The following is a 20822-nucleotide window of genomic DNA, read 5'->3' as shown; positions in this document are numbered from 1 at the left end:
CACCTTCAGTTTTCATTTATTAGTGAACTTGCTTGTGACTCATGGTGTGACTGGACTTGGCCAGAGATGGCTTTTAGCGCTGCAGTTATTACTGCCAAGTCATCTAATAGACCAATCAGAGGTGTCACATCAGGCACTGCATCTAATGGATTAACCAGATAGATCAGAGCGGCTACGATGATGGCTTTTGTCTTAGCGGGTACGTCAGCATCCGTGATGAGGACATAGAGCAGTGTGGCTTTATAAAGAAGCTCTTTCGCGCCTTTAATCTGTTTTAGTTTGCAGAGCAGTTCGTCTATCGATAGATCAGACATCAGCTAACTCCTGACAGAGAGGACTGTCGTTATGTATCAACAGGTAGATTCCAGAACCTTCATCTGAGAACACCGCTAATGCCAGTTGATAATCTTCACCAATCGGTACGACGAACTCTGGATAGTCCAAGGCAAACTGTAATTGCGCCTGAACTTCATCAGTCGTGGTTCTGAATGTATCGTGATTGTCATCAGCTGTTAGATGAATGAAGACTGTGGGTATCTCTAGCCAGTACTTCTTAGCTAAATCTTCTGAATCAAAGCCCTCTATGAGGTGCCTGATAGTTTCAGAGTAGATGTCCTTAGTTAAATTGAACGTGCTCTTATCAGGCCAAGTCGTTGTGATTTGCATGGTTTTCTCCGGGCAATAAAAAAGGCCTTACCCGAAACAGGTAAGGCCTTTAGTTATGGTTGGTTGATGGTTAACGCACGAGCTCGCTGAAGGCATCGCTCACATTTCTCTGCCTCTCAACAGTTTGCTTACTGTATCTGGCAGAGGACTGGATACAGAGATGTCCTAACTGGTACTGAACATCGATCAGAGATTTACCCGATGACACGAGACACGAAGCCACGGAATGTCTGAGATGATGAGGAGTTAGCCCCTCATGGCCTTTTATTCCGGCGTTTTTCAATATCTTCGGGAAGGCGATACGAAAACTGGAGATAGGATTTCCTGGTACTCTGCCAGCAAAAAGATAAGGGTTTCCCGGAACCAAGGGCGTTTCATTAATGATCTCCATAGCTAAGTCTGAGAGATAGACTTCCCGGCTTCTGCCATTCTTTGTCATAGGTAAAAAGAGAATCTGATTGTGCTTATCCAGATGCTCATGTTTGGCTAATCTCAGTTCACCGCTTCTGCAGCCAGTGACTGCGAGTAGCGCAATAATTCCACCAATCTGCTTATTGGGATAACAGCGAGCTTCAGCTATCACTGCCTTTAACTCTTTAGCATCCAGAAAACGCATCCGGATATTGTTCTCCCTGAGTTGCTTCACCTTCATGGCTTCATTGCTATCGATAACATCCATGCGAAGTGCCAGTTGCCCCATACACTTCAACACAGCTATCACACGATTACATGTGGCAGGAGCTAAAGCCTTCCTGTGGGAGTTAGCAGAGTTGAGATCCAGTTGAAGTTGCAGAACGTGAGATGCTTTCAGATCTTTAAACAGCATATGGCCGAATCTGGGTTCTGCATGAAGGCTGAAACGTGTGATTTCATGCTTCCATGAACGTGTGTGTTTTTTCTGGTAGGGCAGGTAGGTATTCCAGAAAAACTCTGAGACAGTAGGGTGATTACTGATCTCTTCATTCTCTGCTTTAGGGTCTATACCTTCAGCAAGCATTGCCCTGTAGCGTTGTGCGGCTTTACGTGCTGTCGCTACATTAATATCAGGGAAGCGTCCCAAGGACAGACTGCGCTTTCGGGATTGAAATACATATCTCAGAAGAAAACGCTTACTCCCGGCTTTTTTACTGGAGAGGCATTTTAACCCAGTGATCTCGGTATCTGAGAACTCCAGTTCGGTGCTCTTAGCGTTTGATGGGTTGGTTGGTAAAGCCCGGATACGGGCATCAGTGAACTTGAATTTCGTATTCATGAAACCTCCGGAAATGGATATCCGGAGATTTCATATAAAGTTATTCAGAGCTTTAATACGGTATGCAGGGACGGCAGAAAAGTGCCAGAAGCAGACGTGCCGTTTTATGGCATGGAAGTATCTATGAAACCGATAGTGATTCACTGTTTGTTTAAAGATCTGGATACAATTCAGGAGTAACTGTCTAAAATGGCTTCAAACTGATCGGCTGATACTGCTTTAGAAAAGAGGAAGCCTTGCCCGTAATCACAACCTGCCGTATGTAATAGCTCTCGTTGCATCTCTGTTTCGATACCCTCTGCGATTACTTTTATACCCAGCTTATGTGCCATAACAATAATAGCTTCGCATAAAGCCATATCATCTGAGCCTGGTTCGAGATCCTTAACGAATACCCTATCAATTTTTAAGTAATCCACATCAAATTTTTTAAGATAAGCGAGTGATGAATATCCAGTTCCAAAATCATCTAATGAAATATCGATCCCAGACTCATTTAATTGTACAAGCTGCTGATTAATTTGCTCACTGCCATCCATTAGTAAGCCCTCGGTTATTTCAATGACTATAGCATTAGGGTCGAGACCAATCCGCTGTAAATAATTAAGCCAGACCTCTTGGTTATATGATCTAGAAAACTGTGCGGGAGATTTATTAAGGCTAATCTGAAAGCCTGAATTATAATCTGAACGCCACGCTAATACCTGTTGCGCTACCTGGTGAAAGACCCAATCGCCAATTTTAGTGATCTGATCGCTATCTTCCGCGATAGGAATAAACTCATCAGGTGAAACACAGCCCAACACCGGGTGGTTCCAACGAAGTAGTGCTTCTGCTTTGTGTAATTTCCCAGTATTCAAATCAACGATCGGTTGGTAGAAAACAGATAGTTGATGTTTGCTTAGTGCCTGCCTTAATTCACTATTCAAATAAACCTTTCTATTTATCTCTTCTTGTAATAATTGTGTGAAAAAGTGGACCCGATTCCGCCCCTGCTTTTTCGCTGCATACATTGCATTGTCAGCATCATTAATTAACTCTTCATCAACTTTAGAGTCATCAGGATAAACCGCCACGCCGATACTCACCGATACATGCGCTGAAGAACTGTTTAACTGAAATGGCTCTGCCATAACTTGTAAAATACGGTTAGAAACGGGAAGGATAGTGCTGAGATCATCTAGTTCGCCCATAATTATTGAAAATTCGTCACCACCTAGGCGTGCTACAGTATCCGTCTCTCTAATGCACCCGTTCAGTCTAGTAGCAGCTTCTATCAATAAAGCATCACCAATCTTGTGCCCAAATGAATCATTAACTTCTTTAAATTTATCAATGTCGAGTGACAACAATACAAGCTTCTTTTGGTTTCGTGACGCTAAGTGAAGGCCTTGGGTTAACCGATCTTGAAACAGCTGCCGATTAGGTAAACCAGTGAGAAGATCATAATTAGCTTGTTTGAGAATAAGATTATCTAAACGTTTTCTTTCACTAATATCTGAAAAGGTTGCAACACGATGAGTCACTAAGTTTTTTGAGTCGTATATAGAGCTAACAGATAGTTGTGCCGTATATTCTTCACCGTTTTTACGGATAAGGTTCAGCTCCCCTTCCCACTTGCCTTGATAAAGGTTGCTCCATAAATGTTGCAGCGTTTCAGGCCTTTGACTTTCATTTGTCGTCTGCGATTGTATTAATGCGGGAGATTGCCCAATGATCTCATCATGGCTATATCCAGTTAGAACGGTGAATGACTTATTTACATTAATAATTTCAAAGTCTGTATTTATCACCATAACCGCTTCAGACAGTGAGCCATAAACAGCTGCAGCAAGCCTCATTTCAGTTTCTGCTTTCTTGTTCGCGGTGATGTCGTTCATGGTTATTAGACAATGCTCAGGGACTGAATCGGGTTTGACCTCCAGATTCACCCAGATATGTTTAGAGCCTATACTCAAGCTGAGATCAACGCTTTCTTTGAGCTGGGAATTAATGACAGCCGCTAAGGTCTTAACGAGTTTTGTTCTCTGAGTGGGACATACAAAATGGGTAAGTTTGGAGCCGATCAATTCAGATCTATCGTTATCGAGCAACGTCGAGCCAGTTAGGTTGATCGAGATAATCTCGGCATCATTATTTAGCACCAGGTATGCAAGTGGAGCAAATTCGAACAACTCAGTGTAGCGGTTGAGGGCTTCGGTTTGAGCAATACGCGCATCTTCGAGAGCGAGGTTTTGCATTTCCAGCTCAATTTGGTGGACAGAGAGTTCATGCAATAACTTATTTTTTTCTGCATCACTGTGCTTAGCGCCTACCTTGTTAAGACGTTGTTCTGCCTTCTGCCTAAGATTGGTTTCCTTCTCATCCAGATCAACTTCTTTCATCATCGTTAAATCAACCTAAAGGCTATTATTTTGCTAGCTCAAGCAGCTTCAATTCTTGAATATCAATGAGCGTAATTACCACCCCGTCAATGACATTTTCTTGCGTGCGATAAGGCATTATTCTTACTTTATACCAATGATTTTTATGCGTTTTTATTTGCTTTTCACAAAAGATCAATGTTCTTAATACTTGAGTAACGTCCTGCTGTAAGTCGGGATACTCTAACTCAGTCACAATGTCTGACAGTGGACGCCCAATATCACTTTCTATCAACCTAAACAGAGGCGTACAAAAGCTCGTAAAGCGACGTACATTAAGTTCACCATCTAGAAACAGTGTTGCTATCTCTGTGCTGTTAAGTAGGTTGACCATGTCATTGTTTACGGATGATAAATCCTCTACTTTTGAGTGTAGTTCACTGTTGAGTGTTTGGAGTTCTTCATTGAGTGACTGCATCTCCTCTTTTGAGGTCGTAAGCTCTTCGTTCGTTGATTGTAACTCTTCATTGGTGGATTGAAGCTCTTCATTTGCGGCTCTTACTTCCTCTTGCGAGATTCTATTCTCATCCCGCAAGGTGTTGAGTGCTTGCAGTGCTTGTTGCAATTCAAGTGCGAGAGCTTTTTCATTTGTGGTTAATTTGTCTGTTGGGTCTCTATCCGGAGCGATAAAGTCTGAAAACATCACCATGAGCAAACCGGAAAGTTCTTTTGGTGTAACAATGGTTTGTGCCTTGATTTCAACACCCTGATTCGCTTGATTACTCAGTGAAATCGTTCCTTGAACTTTAACGAGTTCTTTCTGACTGATTGCCGCTCTGATCGCTGTTTCCAAAGCAGGGCGTAAGTCATCATGGATCATTGCGTAAATATTCCAGTTAGCTCGACCTGCCGCAGGCTCAAGGTATTTCCCCGTACGTCCATTAATATAAAGGATGTCGCCATCTTCATTAATTAATACAGCAGGGGGCGAAAAATGACGCAATAACAGTGTGTCGGCTAATGTCTGGAGGTTGTCGAGAGGTTTGCTCATAGGAGCCTCGTGCACTAAAAATTCTGGATTGGAATATAAGGTTGTGGGTACTTGGGTCGGGAAAGCAACATCAAGGAACTTTCGCGGATTATTCATCCGTTTATAGATATGTGACTTTTCAGCTATCGGCTTAAACAGATATGAATCTGTGCCAACCGTTTCGGCTGATCCTAATATCAATATGCCCTGATCACTTAGCGAATAGTGAAACAGAGAAATTAAGCGCTTCTGCAACGCAGAATCCAGATAAATAAGAAGATTGCGGCAACTTAAGATATCCAGCTTAGTAAATGGGGGATCCATGGTAATGTTTTGTTTAGCGAAAACAATCATTTCCCGAATCGATGTATTAATACGATAGCCAGTATCCACTTTCGTAAAGTAACGTGCTAATTGATCCTTAGGTACGTCAGCTTCAATTTGTGAGGGGTAATGGCCTGCCCGGGCAAACTTGATCGCCTGTTCATCTAGATCAGTGGCAAAAATCTGTAATGAAAACATTCCTTCAGGGTTTAGCTTGCGCAAGGCGTCGCTGAACGCCATTGCCAAAGAATAAGCCTCTTCGCCGGTTGAGCAAGCGGATACCCAGGCACGAAATGCTCGCCCATCGGGGTTATTTTTAAGTAACTCAGGTAGTACATCGTCTACCAGGCTATCCCAAATTAGGGGGTCGCGAAAAAAATTAGTTACGCCGATTAATAATTCGTTAAACAGTAAATCTAACTCATTAGGGTTATGCCGGAGATAGTTAAGGTATACATCCTTAGACAGAATCTGATGTATACCCATCCGCCTATCTATACGACGAAAGATCGTACTTTTTTTATAGAGTGAAAAGTCATGGCCTGTATGCTCATGTAACAAACCGATGATGCCCTCTATAGGCTTTTGCTTAGGCAGATCAGAGGCTAGATCAGTAGGTATGCTTACCTGTGCAGGTTTAACAAGGCTGCCATGCTTGCAGTACGCCAGGATGTTAGCAGGAAGCTCATGGGCTGGAGCAATAACATCTGCCAATCCAGAATCAATAATACTGAGTGGCATACTGTCAAATTTAGCTGAATCGGCTGATTGTACGAGTACTATTCCGCCATTTCCTTTAATAGATATAGCGCCTTTTTTTCCATCGCTGCCCATACCGGAAAGAATGACCGCAATAGCGCGCTCATGTTGGTCTTTCGCTAAGGACAGGAAGAAAAAATCGATAGGTAAACGCTGCCCCCTAGCTGCTATTGGGGCACTTAAATGCAAAAGTCCCTTCGAGATTGAGATGTCGTAATTTGGGGGAATAATGTAAACACAATCCGGTTCTACTTTTTGTCGATCCACCGCCTGTGTAACCGCCATTGGCGTTATACGCTGTAAGATTTCCGGTAGGAGATCCTTTTGATCAGGGTCCAAATGTTGAATAACGACAAAAGATAGGCCGCTAGCGAGAGGAACTTTACGGAAAAAAACATCAAGTGCTTCTAGCCCTCCTGCAGAGGCGCCAATGCCAACAATGACTGGTGAATCAGTGTTTCTAGACATTGTTTTATGGGTTTTTATCACAAAGAAATTCTCAAAGAAAAATCAATATCACTATACCCAATATGTAATCAACGGATAAGTCTCATCTCTAAGATGCATGGGTTGTTGGTACGACTTTTAGCCATTTTCGATGGTTTACTTTGTTCTTATAGAGTTAAAATTCTGAGGAATTGGTATTCAAACTATTGAATGGACTGCTTTTGGCGCATAGGAGGTCTTGGATATTTGAATTCTTTCCTATCAGACAATGGCTGCTCTGTGTCGTTAGCTGCCCTTGAACGCCTGAATTTGGGGCGTAATTACCCTACGTTTTGACCGTAAAGCCGGACTTTATCTATACAGAGGTTGTGAATCTTTGTGTAGAACGATGGATTGTATTGGATTCCTCTGCGCACAGATTCCGCACAGGATATTTTCAGGTTATGGACCGGGGGCGAGATTTAGGCGCAAAAAAAGCGGCCATCTTTCGATTCCGCTTCTCTATCAGAACCCTTGTAATACAAGGGTTTTCTCTTGTTCCTCAAAGGGTTGAGGAAGATGGTACCAGCGGCCGGACTCGAACCGGCACGTCCGCGAGGACAAGGGATTTTGAATCGCTTGAAGCGTCATGGATGGTAGTGACTTATCGTAGATAACGTTGGCTTTCAAAAGCTTCAGAATCGCATATTGTTGGGTTTTCTATGAGATCAATAGATATCAATGCGTACAGAATCAGCACATCAGCCCTCATTTGCTTAGCAGCACAAAACAGCAACTGGCTACGATAGGCTATATCCTAAACGTAGGTGTGATTGGATGGAATGTCTGGAGGCAACAGCATAAGTGGGTTTAAAAAAGGAGAGAACTGAGAAGTACAAACTAACATCAGTCACCGATGTTTTTTCAATTAAGATTTCGGGTTTGGGTAGTTGTTTAACCTCTGCTTGAAACTGGGTGTGACCACAACGTTACTAAGGGACGAACTGAGTATGGCACACCCTCTACGAGTTCGCCGGTCATTCACCAACTTCTCCTTTGCGAAAATAGTTCTCAAAATCTACTTCTAGTGTGTGATAGCGAACCGATGCTTTTATGTATTGCTGTCATAGTAACTATCCCTGCAGCACGCAATATCGCGAGTTTCAGGATTATTCAGAGGTTTATATGAAAAAGCCACGCGAACAAAAACCAGATACCGGTGCTGCCCCTGAGGCTAACGACTCGAGGGAGTTCAGCAATAAAGGAAAACCGGCCAGAGAAGGAAGCAAGGTTACCGAAGAGCAAGCGCCTCGGCAGGAACCATCGGAACAGGCAACGCCTGACAGAGATGGACAAACAGGTAGGTAAGTAATTGATCAGCGCCGCCGATTGCTCTAGTGGTAGTGGTGGCTACTGGGTAAAATATGCCCAACGGGTAGCTTGCATATTTGTACAGGCTGCCCATCTTCCCGTGCAGTTACACTTCGTGTCCTGTCTATTGCACAGCCAAGACGTTAGTCACTTGTTCGGGTGCCAGGGCAACAATCGGTCCGTTTCTTTTTTGACTACGGCATAACACTCGCAGCAAAGTGCTTCAAGGCGGGGACGGTCGAGTACGCCAATATGTCCGCGGTGATATTCTATTACGCCGAGTTTCTGCAATCTGCCCGCAGCGGCGGTTACCCCTTCGCGCCGAACGCCAAGCATGTTGGCAATCAGTTCCTGAGTCATGATTAATTGATTACCCGGCAGGCGGTCCAGTGATAGCAGTAGCCAGCGGCATAATTGCTGGTCGATGGTATGGTGTCGATTGCATACGGCGGTTTGGGCCATCTGGGTGATCAGCGACTGCGTATAACGAAGCAGCAATAACAATAGGTCGCCGTGACGGTCAAACTCCTCCTTAAGACGCCGCGCTGAGAGTTGCAGGGCAAAGCCAGCACTTTGCACCAAGGCCCGACTGGGGGTGCTTTCACCGCCCATAAACAAGCTCACTCCAATCAAACCATCATTACCTACCACCGAAATTTCAGCAGACGCGCCATTTTCCGTTACGTTAAGCAGCGAGACGATGGCGTCAGTCGGAAAGAAAACCTGATGTTGAATCTCTCCCGGCTCGTACAAGACTTTACCGAGTGGCAGCGTAACCGGTTTAAGGTAAGGAAACAGACGCTGTTGAACTTTATCGGGCAGGGCGGCCAATAAATGGTTTTGTTGTGGAGAAGGATACATTTTTCATACCTGAGAGTTGCTCAAAAGCCGTTATTCCGGAGAAATAACAGTGTATCTGTGAAGTACAGTTGCTTGTCGGTGATTTGGCAAGTCGGTTAAACACTTCTTCCTATTGGCGCTTTATGTTTGTTAGCGCACCGACTCCCCCAAGGGGGGCTTATATCCTAAGCCTGTAATGGCCTAAATCCTTTCGAGTTATCAACAGGCTTCAGCTCTCCCTTTAAGTAAAAAGACTGGGGGCAATAGAGGGTATTCCTGTCGTTGTTGCTCTGCGAGAGATTTGGCGCCAACAGAGGAATATATGATGTCAAGCCAAAGCAACAATGATCAGAAAGATCCCTGGAATGGGAGTAATCAATCGGCATTTGATCTGGGGCGTCTGCTCCGTGCTGGGTGGGTTCGCTGCGGTTGTCACCTACCAGGTGGTAGTCGTACTAGGATCATCGGTCTTGCGGTGTTGGTGTTTAGCGGACTGGGTTTCTGGACTGCTTACTACACTGTGCCGAGTGATTCAGTGGCAGTGGTACAGCGCTTCGGTAAGTATCTCTACGAGGTGCCACCGGGGTTGCATTTTAAACTGCCGCTGGGGATGGATATTGCTACCATCGTACCGGTCAAGCGGCAGTTGAAGCAGGAGTTTGGCTTTACTACCCCCGGCGCCAACGATCCCTACCAAAGCCCCCGCCCCCGTGATAAGAAGCGTGAAACCCAGATGGTCACCGGCGACCTCAACGCTGCGCTGGTGGAGTGGGTGGTGCAGTACCGCATTGCCGATCCGGTTAAGTTTCTATTTGAGGTGCGCGAACCCGCTGAAACCCTGCGCTATGTCTCTGAATCGGTGATGCGCGAGGTGGTGGGCGACCGCACTGTTGACGAGGTGATTACCGTGGGGCGTCAGGAGATCGAAATCGAAGCCTTGGCCAAGATGCAGCTACTCTCCAGCAAATACGTGATGGGGATTAGCATCGACCAGGTGCAACTGAAAAACATCAACCCGCCGCTGCCGGTGCAGGACTCGTTCAATGAGGTTAACCAGGCGCAGCAGGAAAAAGAGAAACTGATCAATGAGGCGCGGCGCGACTACAACAAGGTGATTCCCCTGGCCCAGGGTGAAAAAGATCAGCGAATTCGAGAGGCCGACGGCTACCGTCTCAAGCGGATAAACGAAGCCGAGGGTGATGCGTCGCGCTTTAGCGCGCTGCTGGCAGAGTACAGTAAGGCGCCGGAGGTGACCCGTCGACGGATCTATATTGAGACGCTGCAGGAGGTGTTGCCCAGCATTCAGACTCAGGTAATCGTCGACCAGCAGGCGGGCGGTATTTTGCCGCTGCTCAATCTGGGATACGGTAGCGGAGGTCGACCATGAACAGAATAAACTCAACCCTTACCCTGTTGCTGACCCTGGTCACCGGGTACCTGCTGTACAGCTCTATCTACACCGTCAGCGAAGTTGAGCAGGTGATCATCACCCAGTTCGGCAAGCCGGTGGGAGAGCCTATCACCGAGGCGGGGCTGAAGCTCAAGCTACCGTTTATCCAGGAGGTCAACGCCATCGATAAGCGGGTACTCGAATGGGACGGTAAACCCTCGGACATGCCGACCAAGGACAAGCTTTATATCTCTGTCGACCTGTTCGCCCGTTGGCGCATCACCGATCCGCTGCAGTACTTCTTGCGCCTGCGTGATGAGCGTAGCGCTCAATCCCGGCTGGACGATATTCTCGGCAGCGAGACACGTAATGCGGTGGCTAAGCACGAGCTGATCGAGATCATACGTACTACCAAGGATCGGGTGCCGCTGCGTGATGCGTTGTTGAGCGGCGGGGGACGCTCGCTGGATACCAGCGCCTGGGTGGCGATCCAGAAGGGGCGTAAGCAGGTGGAAGCCGAGATATTCGTGGCGGCGGCTGAAAAGGTGCGGGTGTTTGGCATCGAGCTGCTTGATATCCGCTTCAAACGGATCAATTACAACGAAAGCGTACGTCCTAAAATCTACGACCGGATGATCAGTGAACGGCGACAGATCGCTGAACGCTTTCTATCCGAGGGTAACGGTGAGGCGGCGCGTATCCGTGGTGACCGGGTGCGGGATCTGAACAAGATCCAGTCTGAAGCCTACCGCCAAGTGGAGGAAATACGCGGCCTGGCCGATGCTAAGGCCACAGAAATCTACGCCCGAGCCTACAATCAGAACCCCGCAGCGGTAGACTTTTACCAGTTCACCCGCAGCCTGCAAGCCTACAAAACGGTAATCGGACAAAACACTACCCTGGTGCTGTCTACTGACAGCGAACTGTTCAAGTATCTGCAGGGCATGGCACCGGTTGGCCCCAGGATACCGGAGAAAGTGAAGGTCACGCAGCCGTAATCGCCGGCGATCCAAGGTTGGCTATAACTAGAGTCGTCTGTACAGCCAGACCCTCACCGGAGAGTAAACAATGACTCACTCTACGGATCAATCCTCCCCGTTTCAGCGCACCCTGCAGGTGGGTATCGAAGCTTACCTCTACTATGCACTGCCCGCGGCCTACGCGGCCTATGACCAATGTGGCGATCTGTCTCGGCTGCCTTTTGCTTTGAAGGTTGTGTTGGAAAACCTGTTGCGCCACGGGCAGGATGAGCTGGCCACGCGTGCCTCAATAGAGGCACTGGGCGACTGGCTTAAAACAGGTAAGTCGATCAAGGAGATCAGCTTTATGCCGGCACGCATCCTGATGCAGGACTTTACTGGGGTCCCGGCGCTGGTGGACCTGGCTGCGATGCGTGATGTCATGGCCGAGGCTGGAGGCGAACCGGGCCGGATCAGCCCGCAGATTCCAGTGGATCTGGTGATCGATCACTCAGTCACCGTGGATCGTGCCGGCGACGAGGGTGCCTTCGATGAGAACGTACGCCAGGAGATGCTACGCAACCACGAGCGTTACACTTTTCTGCGCTGGGGGCAGGCTGCATTCGAGAACGTCCGCGTGGTGCCTCCGGGCACCGGGATCTGTCATCAGGTCAACCTGGAGTACCTCGGGCGGGTGGTGTGGACGCAGGCGCTGGATGCTGGCGAGCAGCTGGCTTATCCCGACACTCTGGTGGGGATGGACAGTCATACCACTATGATCAACGGGCTTGGCATTCTTGGCTGGGGAGTGGGAGGAATCGAGGCGGAGGCGGCGATGCTCGGTCAACCGATCAGCCTGCAATTGCCGCGGGTGATCGGCGTCGAGCTTAGTGGTCGGCTGCCGCCGGGCAGCACCGCCACCGACTTGGTACTACGGGTAACAGAGATGCTGCGTCAGCAAGGTGTGGTCGGCTGCTTTGTCGAATTTTTTGGCAGAGGTCTGAACAGTCTGAGTCTGCCTGATCGTGCCACCATCGCTAACATGGCACCGGAATATGGCGCTACCTGCGGCCTCTTCCCCATCGATGCCGAGACCCTGCGTTATCTCATCCTGACCGGGCGCGACCCGCAGCAGGTTGCTCTGGTAGAAGCCTACGCCCGTGCCCAGGGGTTCTGGCACGATGATACGTCTCCACGTGCCACCTACAGCGTAGAGCTGACGCTGGATCTTACTGATATCAAAGCCAGCGTCGCTGGACCGCGACGCCCCCAGGATCGGGTGGCGCTGTCAGATGTGGCCGCGGCTTTTCAGCAGTTTGCCAAGGCTCAAGGAAAAGCAGAGGGTCAGGCGCAGGAACGCCCAACTGACGATCCACCTCGTACCCATGCTGTACTTGGCAAACCCTTCAGAATGCAAGAGGGGGCGGTGGTAATTGCGGCGATTACCAGCTGCACCAACACATCCAATCCCACGGTAATGATGGCTGCCGGTCTATTGGCGCGCAATGCTCGTCGGCGTGGTCTGCAGGTCGCCCCCTGGGTCAAAACCTCCCTGGCGCCGGGGTCCAAGGTGGTGACCGATTACCTACAGGCGGCCGGCCTGCAAGCGGAGCTGGATCAGCTAGGCTTCAACCTAGTGGGTTATGGTTGCACTACCTGTATCGGTAATTCCGGTCCCCTGGATCCCGCCATAGCCGGTACCATCAGCCAGCAGAAGGTCAATGTCTGTGCAGTGCTGTCTGGCAACCGTAACTTTGAGGGGCGGATTCACCCGCAGGTAACTGCCAGTTTTCTCTGCTCACCGCCGCTGGTGGTGGCTTACGCCCTGGCGGGTCGGATTGATCTGGACCTGACCCGCGATCCGCTGGGTCTGGATCCTCAGGGCCAACCGGTGTTCCTGAGCGACCTATGGCCCGACGCCGAGGAGATCGCCGCCACCGTTGCTGCTCACGTAAACCAAGTGCAGTTTCGGCAACGCTACGCGGACGTCTTCACCGGCACCCGCCACTGGCAGGAATTGGCGATCAGCGATAGCCAGCGCTACCCCTGGGACAGCATCAGCACCTACGTGCGCTATCCTAGCTATTTTGACAGCCTGCAACCGGGGCCCTCAGTTGTTGAAGATATTGTCGAGGCGCGGATCCTGGCGCTGCTCGGTGACAGTGTGACTACCGACCATATCTCGCCGGCCGGCAGTATCGCCGAGGACAGTCCTGCGGGTGCCTACCTACAAAGCCATGGTGTCGAGCCGGCAGCGTTCAATTCCTATGGCAGTCGCCGCGGCAACCACGAGGTGATGATGCGTGGTACCTTCGCGAATCCGCGGCTGCAGAATTTGATGACGCCGCAACAGCGCGGAGGTGTGACGCGGCTGGCACCCTCTCCAGAAATAGTCAGTATCTTCGCCGCTGCCCAGCATTTTCAGCAACTGGGGATCCCGCTGGTGGTGTTTGCCGGGGCGGAATACGGTACCGGCTCTTCTCGTGACTGGGCCGCGAAGGGTCCGAGCCTGCTCGGTGTGCGCGCAGTAATCGCCGAGAGCTTCGAACGGATCCATCGTTCTAATTTAATCGGCATGGGGGTTTTGCCCCTGCAACTGGAACCGCAAACCGGTCTCGCCGTGCTGCAGCTGACCGGTGACGAGTGTATCAGTATCGCAGGATTGGCGGAGGTGACTCCGGGGAGTGATGTCAGCGTTCAGATTCAGCCCGAGCGCGGGAAACCTTGGGTAGTCAAGACCCGCTGCCGGATCGATACCCAGGATGAGCTGAGATTCTTCCATCACGGCGGCATTCTGCACTGCCGATTACGTGAGCTAATCGCTGCGTCCATCGTCAAACCGGTGAGTGATATTTGAGGGTTTAAGGCTGTGGCCTGTAGCCAAAGCGCACAATGAACCTCTATGGAATAAAATAGGTAACTTATGCAACAGATTGGTTCGTCGTTCGTCCTTCATGGCACCCCGATATCGCCGGGATTGGCGCAGGGGATTATCCACGTCCATCATGATCTGCTTGGGCCGATCGATACACCGGTGGACATAGCCCACAGTCAGGTCGAACAGGAGCTGGCCCGTCTTGATTTTGCCACCGCAGGCATATCGGAGGATCTGGTGGTACTGGCGACACGGGTGGAAAAAGAGATCGACTCGCGCCTCTCTGAGGTGTTTGGGTCGCACCGACTGATGCTCAATGACCCGTCGCTGCAGCAGGAGTTGAGGAGAGAGGTCGTCGACAACCTGCTCTGCGCCAGCAGCGCCGTAAAGGCGGTTTTCCTGCGCTGGGAAAGCCGGTTTCTGGCGTTGGAATCACAGATCGCCCGGGAAAAAGGCGACGATATGCGCGACCTATCGATACGCCTGTGCAATGCCCTCGCGGGCATTACGGCTCATCCTCTCGATGAAATCCCCCCGGGTTGCATCCTGGTCGCCTCCAGGCTGCTGCCCTCCGATACCGTTTTTCTCGCCCATCGCGCCATCGCCGGCGTGCTACTCGAACACGGCAGCAGCGGTTCCCATGCGGCCCTGTTTGTTCGCCAGCTTGGCCTGCCCTGCATATCAGGCATCCCGGATCTGGTCAGCACCGTGCCCGACGCTATTTTGGCGCTCGTGGATGCGGATGCAGGAACCGTCACGGTTCGGCCAAAGAGCACGCAGCTGATCGCTTTCCAGCGCCTCACCAAAGAAAAAGCGAAGGCCTATCGCGTAGCACGAGCAAATGCCCGCCGGCCGGCCGTCACCCGAGATGGCGTAACGGTCTCGGTGATCGCCAATGTGGGGAGCAGCAGTGATACCCAACTGGCGATCGCCAACGGTGCGGAAGGCGTGGGCCTATACCGAATGGAACAGGCTTATTTGGGCCGTACAACCCCACCCGATACCTCTGAACTGGTTGGTGAAATGACTCAGGTACTGGCGGCGGCGAAGGGCCGCTCGGTGTGTGTGCGGCTGCTGGATGTGGGTGCCGACAAGCCCTTGCCTTTTTTGGCGTTCTTTGCTGAATCCAATCCCGCACTGGGGCGAAGGGGGATTCGCTTGCTGCGTGCGTACCCGGAGCTGCTCAAAACCCAGCTGCGCGCGGTGATGGCGTTGTCCCGCGACTTCGATATGCGGATTTTGGTGCCGATGGTGTCACTGCCCGAAGATATGGCCGCCGTAAAAGAGCTGCTGCGGCAGCTCTGGCCGAAGGAGACCGTTCCCAGGATTGGCGCCATGATCGAAACCCCCGCGGCAGCGCTATCGGTGCGGGCGATCGCCGAGTACGCCGATTTTCTGAGCTTCGGCACCAATGACCTGACCCAGTACACCTTTGCAGCCGACCGGGATAACGCGGCGGTGGAACACTATTTCAACGATGGATCAGCCGTGATCTTTCGGTTACTGCGTCTGGTTCATGATGACGTACCACAGATGCCGCTGTCCGTGTGCGGTGAGCTGGCGGGACGACCTGAACATATTGCCGAGCTACTCAGGTGCGGGATACGCACCCTCAGCGTTGCGGCTCCTCTGGTTCCGATTGTCAAAGAGGCCATCCGGCATTGCTCATGTCATCCCGATTGAAAGAGGTTACAGGGTCATCATCTCGATGACGGCGGCAGACTATAATTATAAGTATTTAACAGGGGTGTTGTTGGACCAATTAACCCGTCCGCTGATACTCATTAAGAGTGTGTGAAAAGGCCCCGTACAACAGACAGCTCTTGGCTGCCAGAATGATTTTTATGATGAAAGATCGGCAAGCTAATCCAGATACCACTCGATTACCAAAGGAGCTTGTTGATCGGCTGACGAACCCTTTTGTACGCTTTTTACACATCGAGTCCGCAGGTGGATCGATTCTCTTATTGTTTACCATTGCTGCACTGGTTCTATCGAACTCGCCCTGGGCGGTTTCGTTCGAACATGCTTGGGAGACGCGGGTGGGACTTCAGTTCGGCTCCTTTGAATTTGGTCGTTCGCTGCGTGAGTGGATCAATGAAGGTCTGATGACGTTTTTCTTCTTTCTTGTTGCGGTGGAGCTTAAGCGGGAGATAATTCTTGGAGAGTTGAACGAACCGCGCCAGGCCGCGCTCTCCATAGCCGCAGCCCTCGGCGGCATGATCCTCCCCGCCGCCATCTATCTGACACTGCAATCGGGGCAGGCCGCTCAGTCTGGGTGGGGCACCGTCATGGCAACTGACACGGCGTTTGTTATCGGTTGTCTGGCTCTGCTCGGCTCGCGCATCCCTAAAAGTTTGCGGGTATTTATGCTATCGTTGGCGATTGTTGACGATATAGGCGCCATACTGGTCGTCGCGATAGGCTACAGCAGCCATATTGTCTGGTGGCCGTTGACGTTGGCTGCTCTGGGTTTGGTGATGACGCGCATCATCTCCGTACTCGGGTTTCGTGGTTTTCCGCTCTACCTATTGGTCGGTGTATTCACCTGGCTTGCCGTGGATGCGTCTGGTATCCACTCCACCGTCACAGGCGTCATACTCGGTTTAATGGCGCCCGCTCGTCGCTGGGTGAGTGACAAACGGCTTTATTCGATATTGGGTCAGGTGATTTCCCATCCATCCAGTGACGAAACCAGTGGAGACACGAAGGATCGGCAAACGTTGCAAATTGCTGAAGTAGCTGCGCGTGAATCGCTTTCTCCAGCAGAACGCCTGGAGATAACGCTGCACCCTTGGGTGGCTTTTGCCATCATGCCACTATTCGCATTTGCCAACGCAGGCTTGCCACTCACATTCAGTGACATTGATAGCTCGGTTACAGGGGCAATTTTCTTAGGTTTCGTGCTGGGTAAGCCCATAGGTATTCTGTTTTTTACTTGGCTGGCAGTGTGCTTGCACATTGCCATATTTCCTCCAGGACTTAATTGGCGGCTGCTGGTCGGTGGTGGTTTTCTCGCCGGAATCGGCTTCACCATGGCGTTGTTTATTGCAAATATAGCTTTTAGCGAAAACCTCATTGACAGCGCTAAGCTGGGAATCTTCCTCGCATCTGTTGTTTCTGCAGTGGTGGGTCTAGCATTGTTGATGCGGTTGCCAGAAAGAGGGTAAACCTCGTTACGACGCAGCTGCCGAAGGCTACTCACCTCAGCAGAGTGCGGTGACTACGAACTGTTTCAGTTAATGCGATTGATAGATAGCTATGTAAATTGAATCAGAATAGGATCATTCTTTTCCTTCGCTGGTTGTTTTAGTGGATGCCCAATGGACATAGATGATCCAACCCTTGCCAAGCTTTTAAAAGCATCAGAAAAGAAGAAAAAGTGCTCAACTTCAGAGAATACTCCCCTGACAGTTCAGGCCACAGTTTTAAAGATGGATTCAAACAGCCAGGGCCACAAACCTAAAAACTGTCCACTCTAGAGTTCAAATTCCCTGAAAGCTCAGATTTTACCTTAAGTTATGAATTCAAGCTTCCTGATTCGCAAAATTGGAAATTAGATTATGGCGAGTTCAGCCTGGATAAAATCGTCACTAAGAAGAAAAAGCGTAGGTATGTCGACAGGCTGAATATCCCAGTCTTAGCGAAAGATACTGAATACGTACTGCATGAAAGCGGCAGAGATAATATCATCCTCTGTCACACATACGCTATAGGGATAGATGATAGCTACGCGACAGGGATTATTGAGACTACGAGTAAAGGCAAAGATGGTCGTATAAAGCTCGCTCAGCTGCTAATAGCAGCCATTGAGCACGCGTTAGAAGAAGAGACGTTGGATTCATGGCCAGAATCATTCTGGTTCTGTGCTCACTGAAAGAGTAAGTCCTATGCAGCATCCGGATGTTTAGAGTGGTGAATAATGTGTTGGTGCCACAGAAGTCTGCAATAATGTAGATGTCTTTCTTATCTGTTTTATTTTAATCAGTAGTACAGGTTAATCAATTCAAGGAGCATCTCATGCTGATAACATTTACAACAGATGCATATAGCAGTATTACGATGTTTGGCGATGTAGGTCTTTCCATGCTAGAAATGATGGGGCACAGCGCGACCGTCCCTGGCGCAATTCTGGCAGCAGACGTTCCTGAAGCACTGAGCAAGTTAACCGCTGCAGTTGATGCGGATAAAAAGCAGCCTCTTGTTATGGGCAAGGATGATACTGAAGAAGAGGAGGTGAGCTTGACAAATCGAGCGCTCCCGCTGATTGATCTTCTTGCTGCTGCAGTGAAGGAAAAATCTGACGTTATGTGGAAATAGTTACAGAGCAGGATTACCTTAAACCCTAGCAAGGCCTAATTGCAGGGATGAAAAAATCAACGAAGCAACAGGCCTTTCACGCAGTTTATTCTCAGTGCAGACCGAGTTGTCGGGGTAAAACCACTGTCATATCTATATGAGCCACAGGCGCACCCAAGAACCGTTTACGGGGCGTATTCTGATCACAGTGCCGGTGGAATAGTGTTGTCGGTATTTGTATTGAATTATAAATTGATTAAAGCGCTACTTAGGCAAGTCAAAACTTCCATATTTATGCCTTAGATTCAAACCCTAAAGCTTCCTTCAAAAAGCACTTCTCCCGAAAACAACTGATTGAATTGCTTCAGCAGCCTCTCGTACTTTGTATCCTTGATCGACAACAAGTTGAGCTGATTCAAGACGAAATTCAGGGCTGAAGTTTGGTCGCTTTGGTTTTGTCATAGTGTCACCTGTGTAGTCTGGAGGTGACCATATCACCTCTAATTAGGTGGCCAAATTCACTATGCTACTACATGAATGTTAACGATAAGCACCTCAATTATGTTTCCATAATTTAGGCAGCGCATTTAATAAGTCTAGTAATGTAAGATCTCCGATCACTTGCCCTTCGGTATTTAGAATTGCGATCTCTTTAACATTGGCATCTATCATTTTTTTGAGGACTACTTCAGCATCCTCACCCTCCGTTGTCGATATGGGATTCTTCAGCATAATGTCCCTCGCTACCTCATAAGTAACAGCTGCTATAAGCCTACGAGGATGTATCCTGGGTTCGAAAGTGTGTGAAAGGATCTGTCTCACAAGCATATCCAGAGAAATCGTACCCGTAAGCTCTTTGTTTTCATTCACGACATAAACAGTCCCACTGTGCTTGAAGCCATACATGGTTTCTAATACGGTAGAAAGCGTGCTTGTTTCTGAAACAATAGGCGCGCTTTTTTCCTTGAAGCATTTAATTACCTCTCGAGTTTTCATCTAAACCCCCATACTTTATCAATACTACTCATGGTGTGTTTCTCCTGATCGCTGAAGCGCATATCTAACAAGCGGCGGGGCAATCAGCTCATTGGCGATAACCGATAAGAGGACGGCATTTACCATGAGGTCCGCAAGGAGGGGTGAGTTGAACATATCTTTCGCCAATAATATTAAGCCAACCGTTACCCCCGCTTTTGGTAAGAGTGCAAGACCAAGGTATTGCCGTACCGTTTTAGGAGCATGAGAAATTATTGCGCCTATACGCGCCCCGAAGAATTTGCCTATGAAGCTTCCTAATATAATAAGCCCAGCAAGAAAAAAACCAGAAACACTGAAGATAGATAAACTAAGATGAGCACCCGCTAAGACAAAGAACATGCTGAAAAGAAACTCTTCTACATCCTCAATAACACTAAAAATATCATGCGTGTGCGCAATGAAATTAGCCACCATAAAGCCAAAGGCCATATTCGCGATGAGGGGTGAAACATCTGTGCTATTGCAGATACCTGAAATCAACAGAATAAAACCACCAACAAGGCCGAGCATTGCATCACGACGTTGAACAAAACAGACCGCTTTACTAAAAATAAGCCCTGAAACAATACCTATCACTACAGAGGTAAAGATCGACAGAGCGGGGGAAATCATAATCTGCCACGAAAGAGTTTCCGCCTCCATTAGGCTGTTAGCCAGTACTATTGAGAATGAAAAAAAGACAATCGCAGCAACATCGTCGAGAGCCACTACCGCAAGAAGTGTCGTAGTAAAAGGCCCAGAAGCCCTGCATTCATGAACGATCGCCATTACTGCCGCTGGTGCTGTCGCAGCAGTAATGGCGCCTATAACTAGAGCCATAGGAAATATTGTTTGCCAAAAAGACTGTGGGGGTAAATTGATATTAATAATGGAAGGTGCTATCAGGCATATAAGTAAGGTGGTTACAAAAAACGCCCCGAATGACTCCATAACGTTAATCCATAAAATAAAGCCATATAGTTTTTTCAAACTCTTCAGAACAAGAGCTCCCCCTATTGAGAAGGCTATAATGCCGAGAGCAATATCAGTGATGACCGAAAGCTCTTCATTAACCACCGTTTCTTGGAAAAAGCCGGTTACTGATGGGCTAAGGATCATTCCTGTTACGATATATCCGCTGACGCGGGGGAACTTGAAATGCGAGGCTATCAACCCACCGACAAAGCCAGCTAGCAGAAGAGCACCAATATGGATTAGAGGCTCGGAATTCATGGTGAAAACCAAAAAAAG

16 protein-coding genes and 1 tRNA gene are annotated in these 20822 nt (G+C 49.0%); 7 read left to right on the top strand and 10 right to left on the bottom strand.

Annotated elements, in window-relative coordinates:
• Nucleotides 1-5 precede the first annotated feature (5 nt).
• The 6 genes from ACMXYR_RS14535 to ACMXYR_RS14510 all read right to left on the bottom strand — a co-directional run bounded on the left by ACMXYR_RS14535 (nucleotide 6) and on the right by ACMXYR_RS14510 (nucleotide 7504).
• Nucleotides 6-314 (bottom strand): YkvA family protein, encoded by a 309-nt coding sequence (locus ACMXYR_RS14535; RefSeq protein WP_415902139.1) that lies wholly within the window; start codon nucleotides 312-314, stop codon nucleotides 6-8.
• A complete protein-coding gene (locus tag ACMXYR_RS14530; protein ID WP_415902138.1) occupies nucleotides 307-666 on the bottom strand; it encodes a hypothetical protein in 360 nt (119 codons plus the stop codon). Before ACMXYR_RS14530 ends, ACMXYR_RS14535 begins: the two co-directional genes overlap by 8 nt.
• Nucleotides 667-736: 70 nt before the next feature.
• Nucleotides 737-1918 carry a tyrosine-type recombinase/integrase gene (locus tag ACMXYR_RS14525; protein ID WP_415902137.1) on the bottom strand — a complete coding sequence of 394 codons (1182 nt, stop codon included), beginning with the start codon at nucleotides 1916-1918 and terminating at the stop codon, nucleotides 737-739.
• Nucleotides 1919-2088: 170 nt separating this feature from the next.
• On the bottom strand, nucleotides 2089-4305 hold the full coding sequence (locus ACMXYR_RS14520) for an EAL domain-containing protein (protein ID WP_415902136.1): 2217 nt from the start codon (nucleotides 4303-4305) through the stop codon (nucleotides 2089-2091).
• Between the two features lie 22 nt (nucleotides 4306-4327).
• Nucleotides 4328-6862, bottom strand: coding sequence for a chemotaxis protein CheB (locus ACMXYR_RS14515; RefSeq protein ID WP_415902135.1), 2535 nt, complete (start codon nucleotides 6860-6862; stop codon nucleotides 4328-4330).
• A gap of 538 nt (nucleotides 6863-7400) precedes the next feature.
• Nucleotides 7401-7504, bottom strand: a tRNA-OTHER gene (locus ACMXYR_RS14510).
• Nucleotides 7505-8005: 501 nt separating this feature from the next.
• Between ACMXYR_RS14510 and ACMXYR_RS14505 the strand changes: the two genes are divergently transcribed.
• A complete protein-coding gene (locus ACMXYR_RS14505; protein WP_415885924.1) occupies nucleotides 8006-8188 on the top strand; it encodes a hypothetical protein in 183 nt (60 codons plus the stop codon).
• A gap of 150 nt (nucleotides 8189-8338) precedes the next feature.
• Here ACMXYR_RS14505 and ACMXYR_RS14500 read toward each other — a convergent pair whose 3' ends face one another.
• Complete coding sequence (locus ACMXYR_RS14500) at nucleotides 8339-9052, bottom strand: Crp/Fnr family transcriptional regulator (RefSeq protein ID WP_415885922.1); 714 nt, start codon at nucleotides 9050-9052, stop codon at nucleotides 8339-8341.
• 514 nt (nucleotides 9053-9566) lie between these two features.
• Between ACMXYR_RS14500 and hflK the strand changes: the two genes are divergently transcribed.
• The 6 genes from hflK to ACMXYR_RS14470 all read left to right on the top strand — a co-directional run bounded on the left by hflK (nucleotide 9567) and on the right by ACMXYR_RS14470 (nucleotide 18575).
• On the top strand, nucleotides 9567-10418 hold the full coding sequence (gene hflK / locus ACMXYR_RS14495) for an FtsH protease activity modulator HflK (RefSeq protein WP_415902134.1): 852 nt from the start codon (nucleotides 9567-9569) through the stop codon (nucleotides 10416-10418).
• The gene (hflC, locus tag ACMXYR_RS14490) at nucleotides 10415-11419 is read left to right on the top strand and encodes a protease modulator HflC (RefSeq protein WP_415902133.1); all 1005 of its coding nucleotides are present in this window, start codon (nucleotides 10415-10417) and stop codon (nucleotides 11417-11419) included. The genes hflK and hflC overlap by 4 nt, the downstream gene beginning before the upstream one ends.
• Before the next feature lie 70 nt (nucleotides 11420-11489).
• The gene (acnA, locus tag ACMXYR_RS14485; RefSeq protein WP_415902132.1) at nucleotides 11490-14237 is read left to right on the top strand and encodes an aconitate hydratase AcnA; all 2748 of its coding nucleotides are present in this window, start codon (nucleotides 11490-11492) and stop codon (nucleotides 14235-14237) included.
• Between the two features lie 66 nt (nucleotides 14238-14303).
• The gene (gene ptsP / locus ACMXYR_RS14480) at nucleotides 14304-15938 is read left to right on the top strand and encodes a phosphoenolpyruvate--protein phosphotransferase (protein WP_415902131.1); all 1635 of its coding nucleotides are present in this window, start codon (nucleotides 14304-14306) and stop codon (nucleotides 15936-15938) included.
• Nucleotides 15939-16099: 161 nt separating this feature from the next.
• Nucleotides 16100-17425, top strand: coding sequence for a Na+/H+ antiporter NhaA (gene nhaA, locus ACMXYR_RS14475; RefSeq protein ID WP_415902130.1), 1326 nt, complete (start codon nucleotides 16100-16102; stop codon nucleotides 17423-17425).
• A gap of 850 nt (nucleotides 17426-18275) precedes the next feature.
• On the top strand, nucleotides 18276-18575 hold the full coding sequence (locus ACMXYR_RS14470) for a DUF1840 domain-containing protein (protein ID WP_415885916.1): 300 nt from the start codon (nucleotides 18276-18278) through the stop codon (nucleotides 18573-18575).
• 303 nt (nucleotides 18576-18878) lie between these two features.
• Here ACMXYR_RS14470 and ACMXYR_RS14465 read toward each other — a convergent pair whose 3' ends face one another.
• From ACMXYR_RS14465 to ACMXYR_RS14455, 3 genes are all read right to left on the bottom strand, one after another.
• Nucleotides 18879-19016 carry a hypothetical protein gene (locus tag ACMXYR_RS14465; RefSeq protein WP_415888126.1) on the bottom strand — a complete coding sequence of 46 codons (138 nt, stop codon included), beginning with the start codon at nucleotides 19014-19016 and terminating at the stop codon, nucleotides 18879-18881.
• Between the two features lie 93 nt (nucleotides 19017-19109).
• Nucleotides 19110-19550: a CBS domain-containing protein gene (locus ACMXYR_RS14460; RefSeq protein ID WP_415885915.1), complete on the bottom strand. Its 441-nt coding sequence runs from the start codon at nucleotides 19548-19550 to the stop codon at nucleotides 19110-19112.
• Between the two features lie 24 nt (nucleotides 19551-19574).
• Nucleotides 19575-20804 (bottom strand): cation:proton antiporter, encoded by a 1230-nt coding sequence (locus ACMXYR_RS14455; protein WP_415902129.1) that lies wholly within the window; start codon nucleotides 20802-20804, stop codon nucleotides 19575-19577.
• Between the last annotated feature and the right edge of the window lie 18 nt (nucleotides 20805-20822).

Source organism: Neptuniibacter sp. QD29_5 (genome assembly GCF_047778125.1).
In the GTDB taxonomy this organism is placed as follows: domain Bacteria; phylum Pseudomonadota; class Gammaproteobacteria; order Pseudomonadales; family Balneatricaceae; genus Neptuniibacter.
Note: the sequence above shows the minus strand (reverse complement) of the source record. Positions and strands in the feature narration are given on the sequence as shown.

Bases quoted from the DNA above. Each gene is read 5' to 3' on its own strand.
- ACMXYR_RS14535 (WP_415902139.1), bottom strand. From the start codon at position 314: ATGTCTGATCTATCGATAGACGAACTGCTCTGCAAACTAAAACAGATT.
- ACMXYR_RS14530 (WP_415902138.1), bottom strand. From the start codon at position 666: ATGCAAATCACAACGACTTGGCCTGATAAGAGCACGTTCAATTTAACT.
- ACMXYR_RS14525 (WP_415902137.1), bottom strand. From the start codon at position 1,918: ATGAATACGAAATTCAAGTTCACTGATGCCCGTATCCGGGCTTTACCA.
- ACMXYR_RS14520 (WP_415902136.1), bottom strand. From the start codon at position 4,305: ATGATGAAAGAAGTTGATCTGGATGAGAAGGAAACCAATCTTAGGCAG.
- ACMXYR_RS14515 (WP_415902135.1), bottom strand. From the start codon at position 6,862: ATGTCTAGAAACACTGATTCACCAGTCATTGTTGGCATTGGCGCCTCT.
- ACMXYR_RS14505 (WP_415885924.1), top strand. From the start codon at position 8,006: ATGAAAAAGCCACGCGAACAAAAACCAGATACCGGTGCTGCCCCTGAG.
- ACMXYR_RS14500 (WP_415885922.1), bottom strand. From the start codon at position 9,052: ATGTATCCTTCTCCACAACAAAACCATTTATTGGCCGCCCTGCCCGAT.
- hflC (WP_415902133.1), top strand. From the start codon at position 10,415: ATGAACAGAATAAACTCAACCCTTACCCTGTTGCTGACCCTGGTCACC.
- acnA (WP_415902132.1), top strand. From the start codon at position 11,490: ATGACTCACTCTACGGATCAATCCTCCCCGTTTCAGCGCACCCTGCAG.
- ptsP (WP_415902131.1), top strand. From the start codon at position 14,304: ATGCAACAGATTGGTTCGTCGTTCGTCCTTCATGGCACCCCGATATCG.
- nhaA (WP_415902130.1), top strand. From the start codon at position 16,100: ATGATGAAAGATCGGCAAGCTAATCCAGATACCACTCGATTACCAAAG.
- ACMXYR_RS14470 (WP_415885916.1), top strand. From the start codon at position 18,276: ATGCTGATAACATTTACAACAGATGCATATAGCAGTATTACGATGTTT.
- ACMXYR_RS14465 (WP_415888126.1), bottom strand. From the start codon at position 19,016: ATGACAAAACCAAAGCGACCAAACTTCAGCCCTGAATTTCGTCTTGAA.
- ACMXYR_RS14460 (WP_415885915.1), bottom strand. From the start codon at position 19,550: ATGAAAACTCGAGAGGTAATTAAATGCTTCAAGGAAAAAAGCGCGCCT.
- ACMXYR_RS14455 (WP_415902129.1), bottom strand. From the start codon at position 20,804: ATGAATTCCGAGCCTCTAATCCATATTGGTGCTCTTCTGCTAGCTGGC.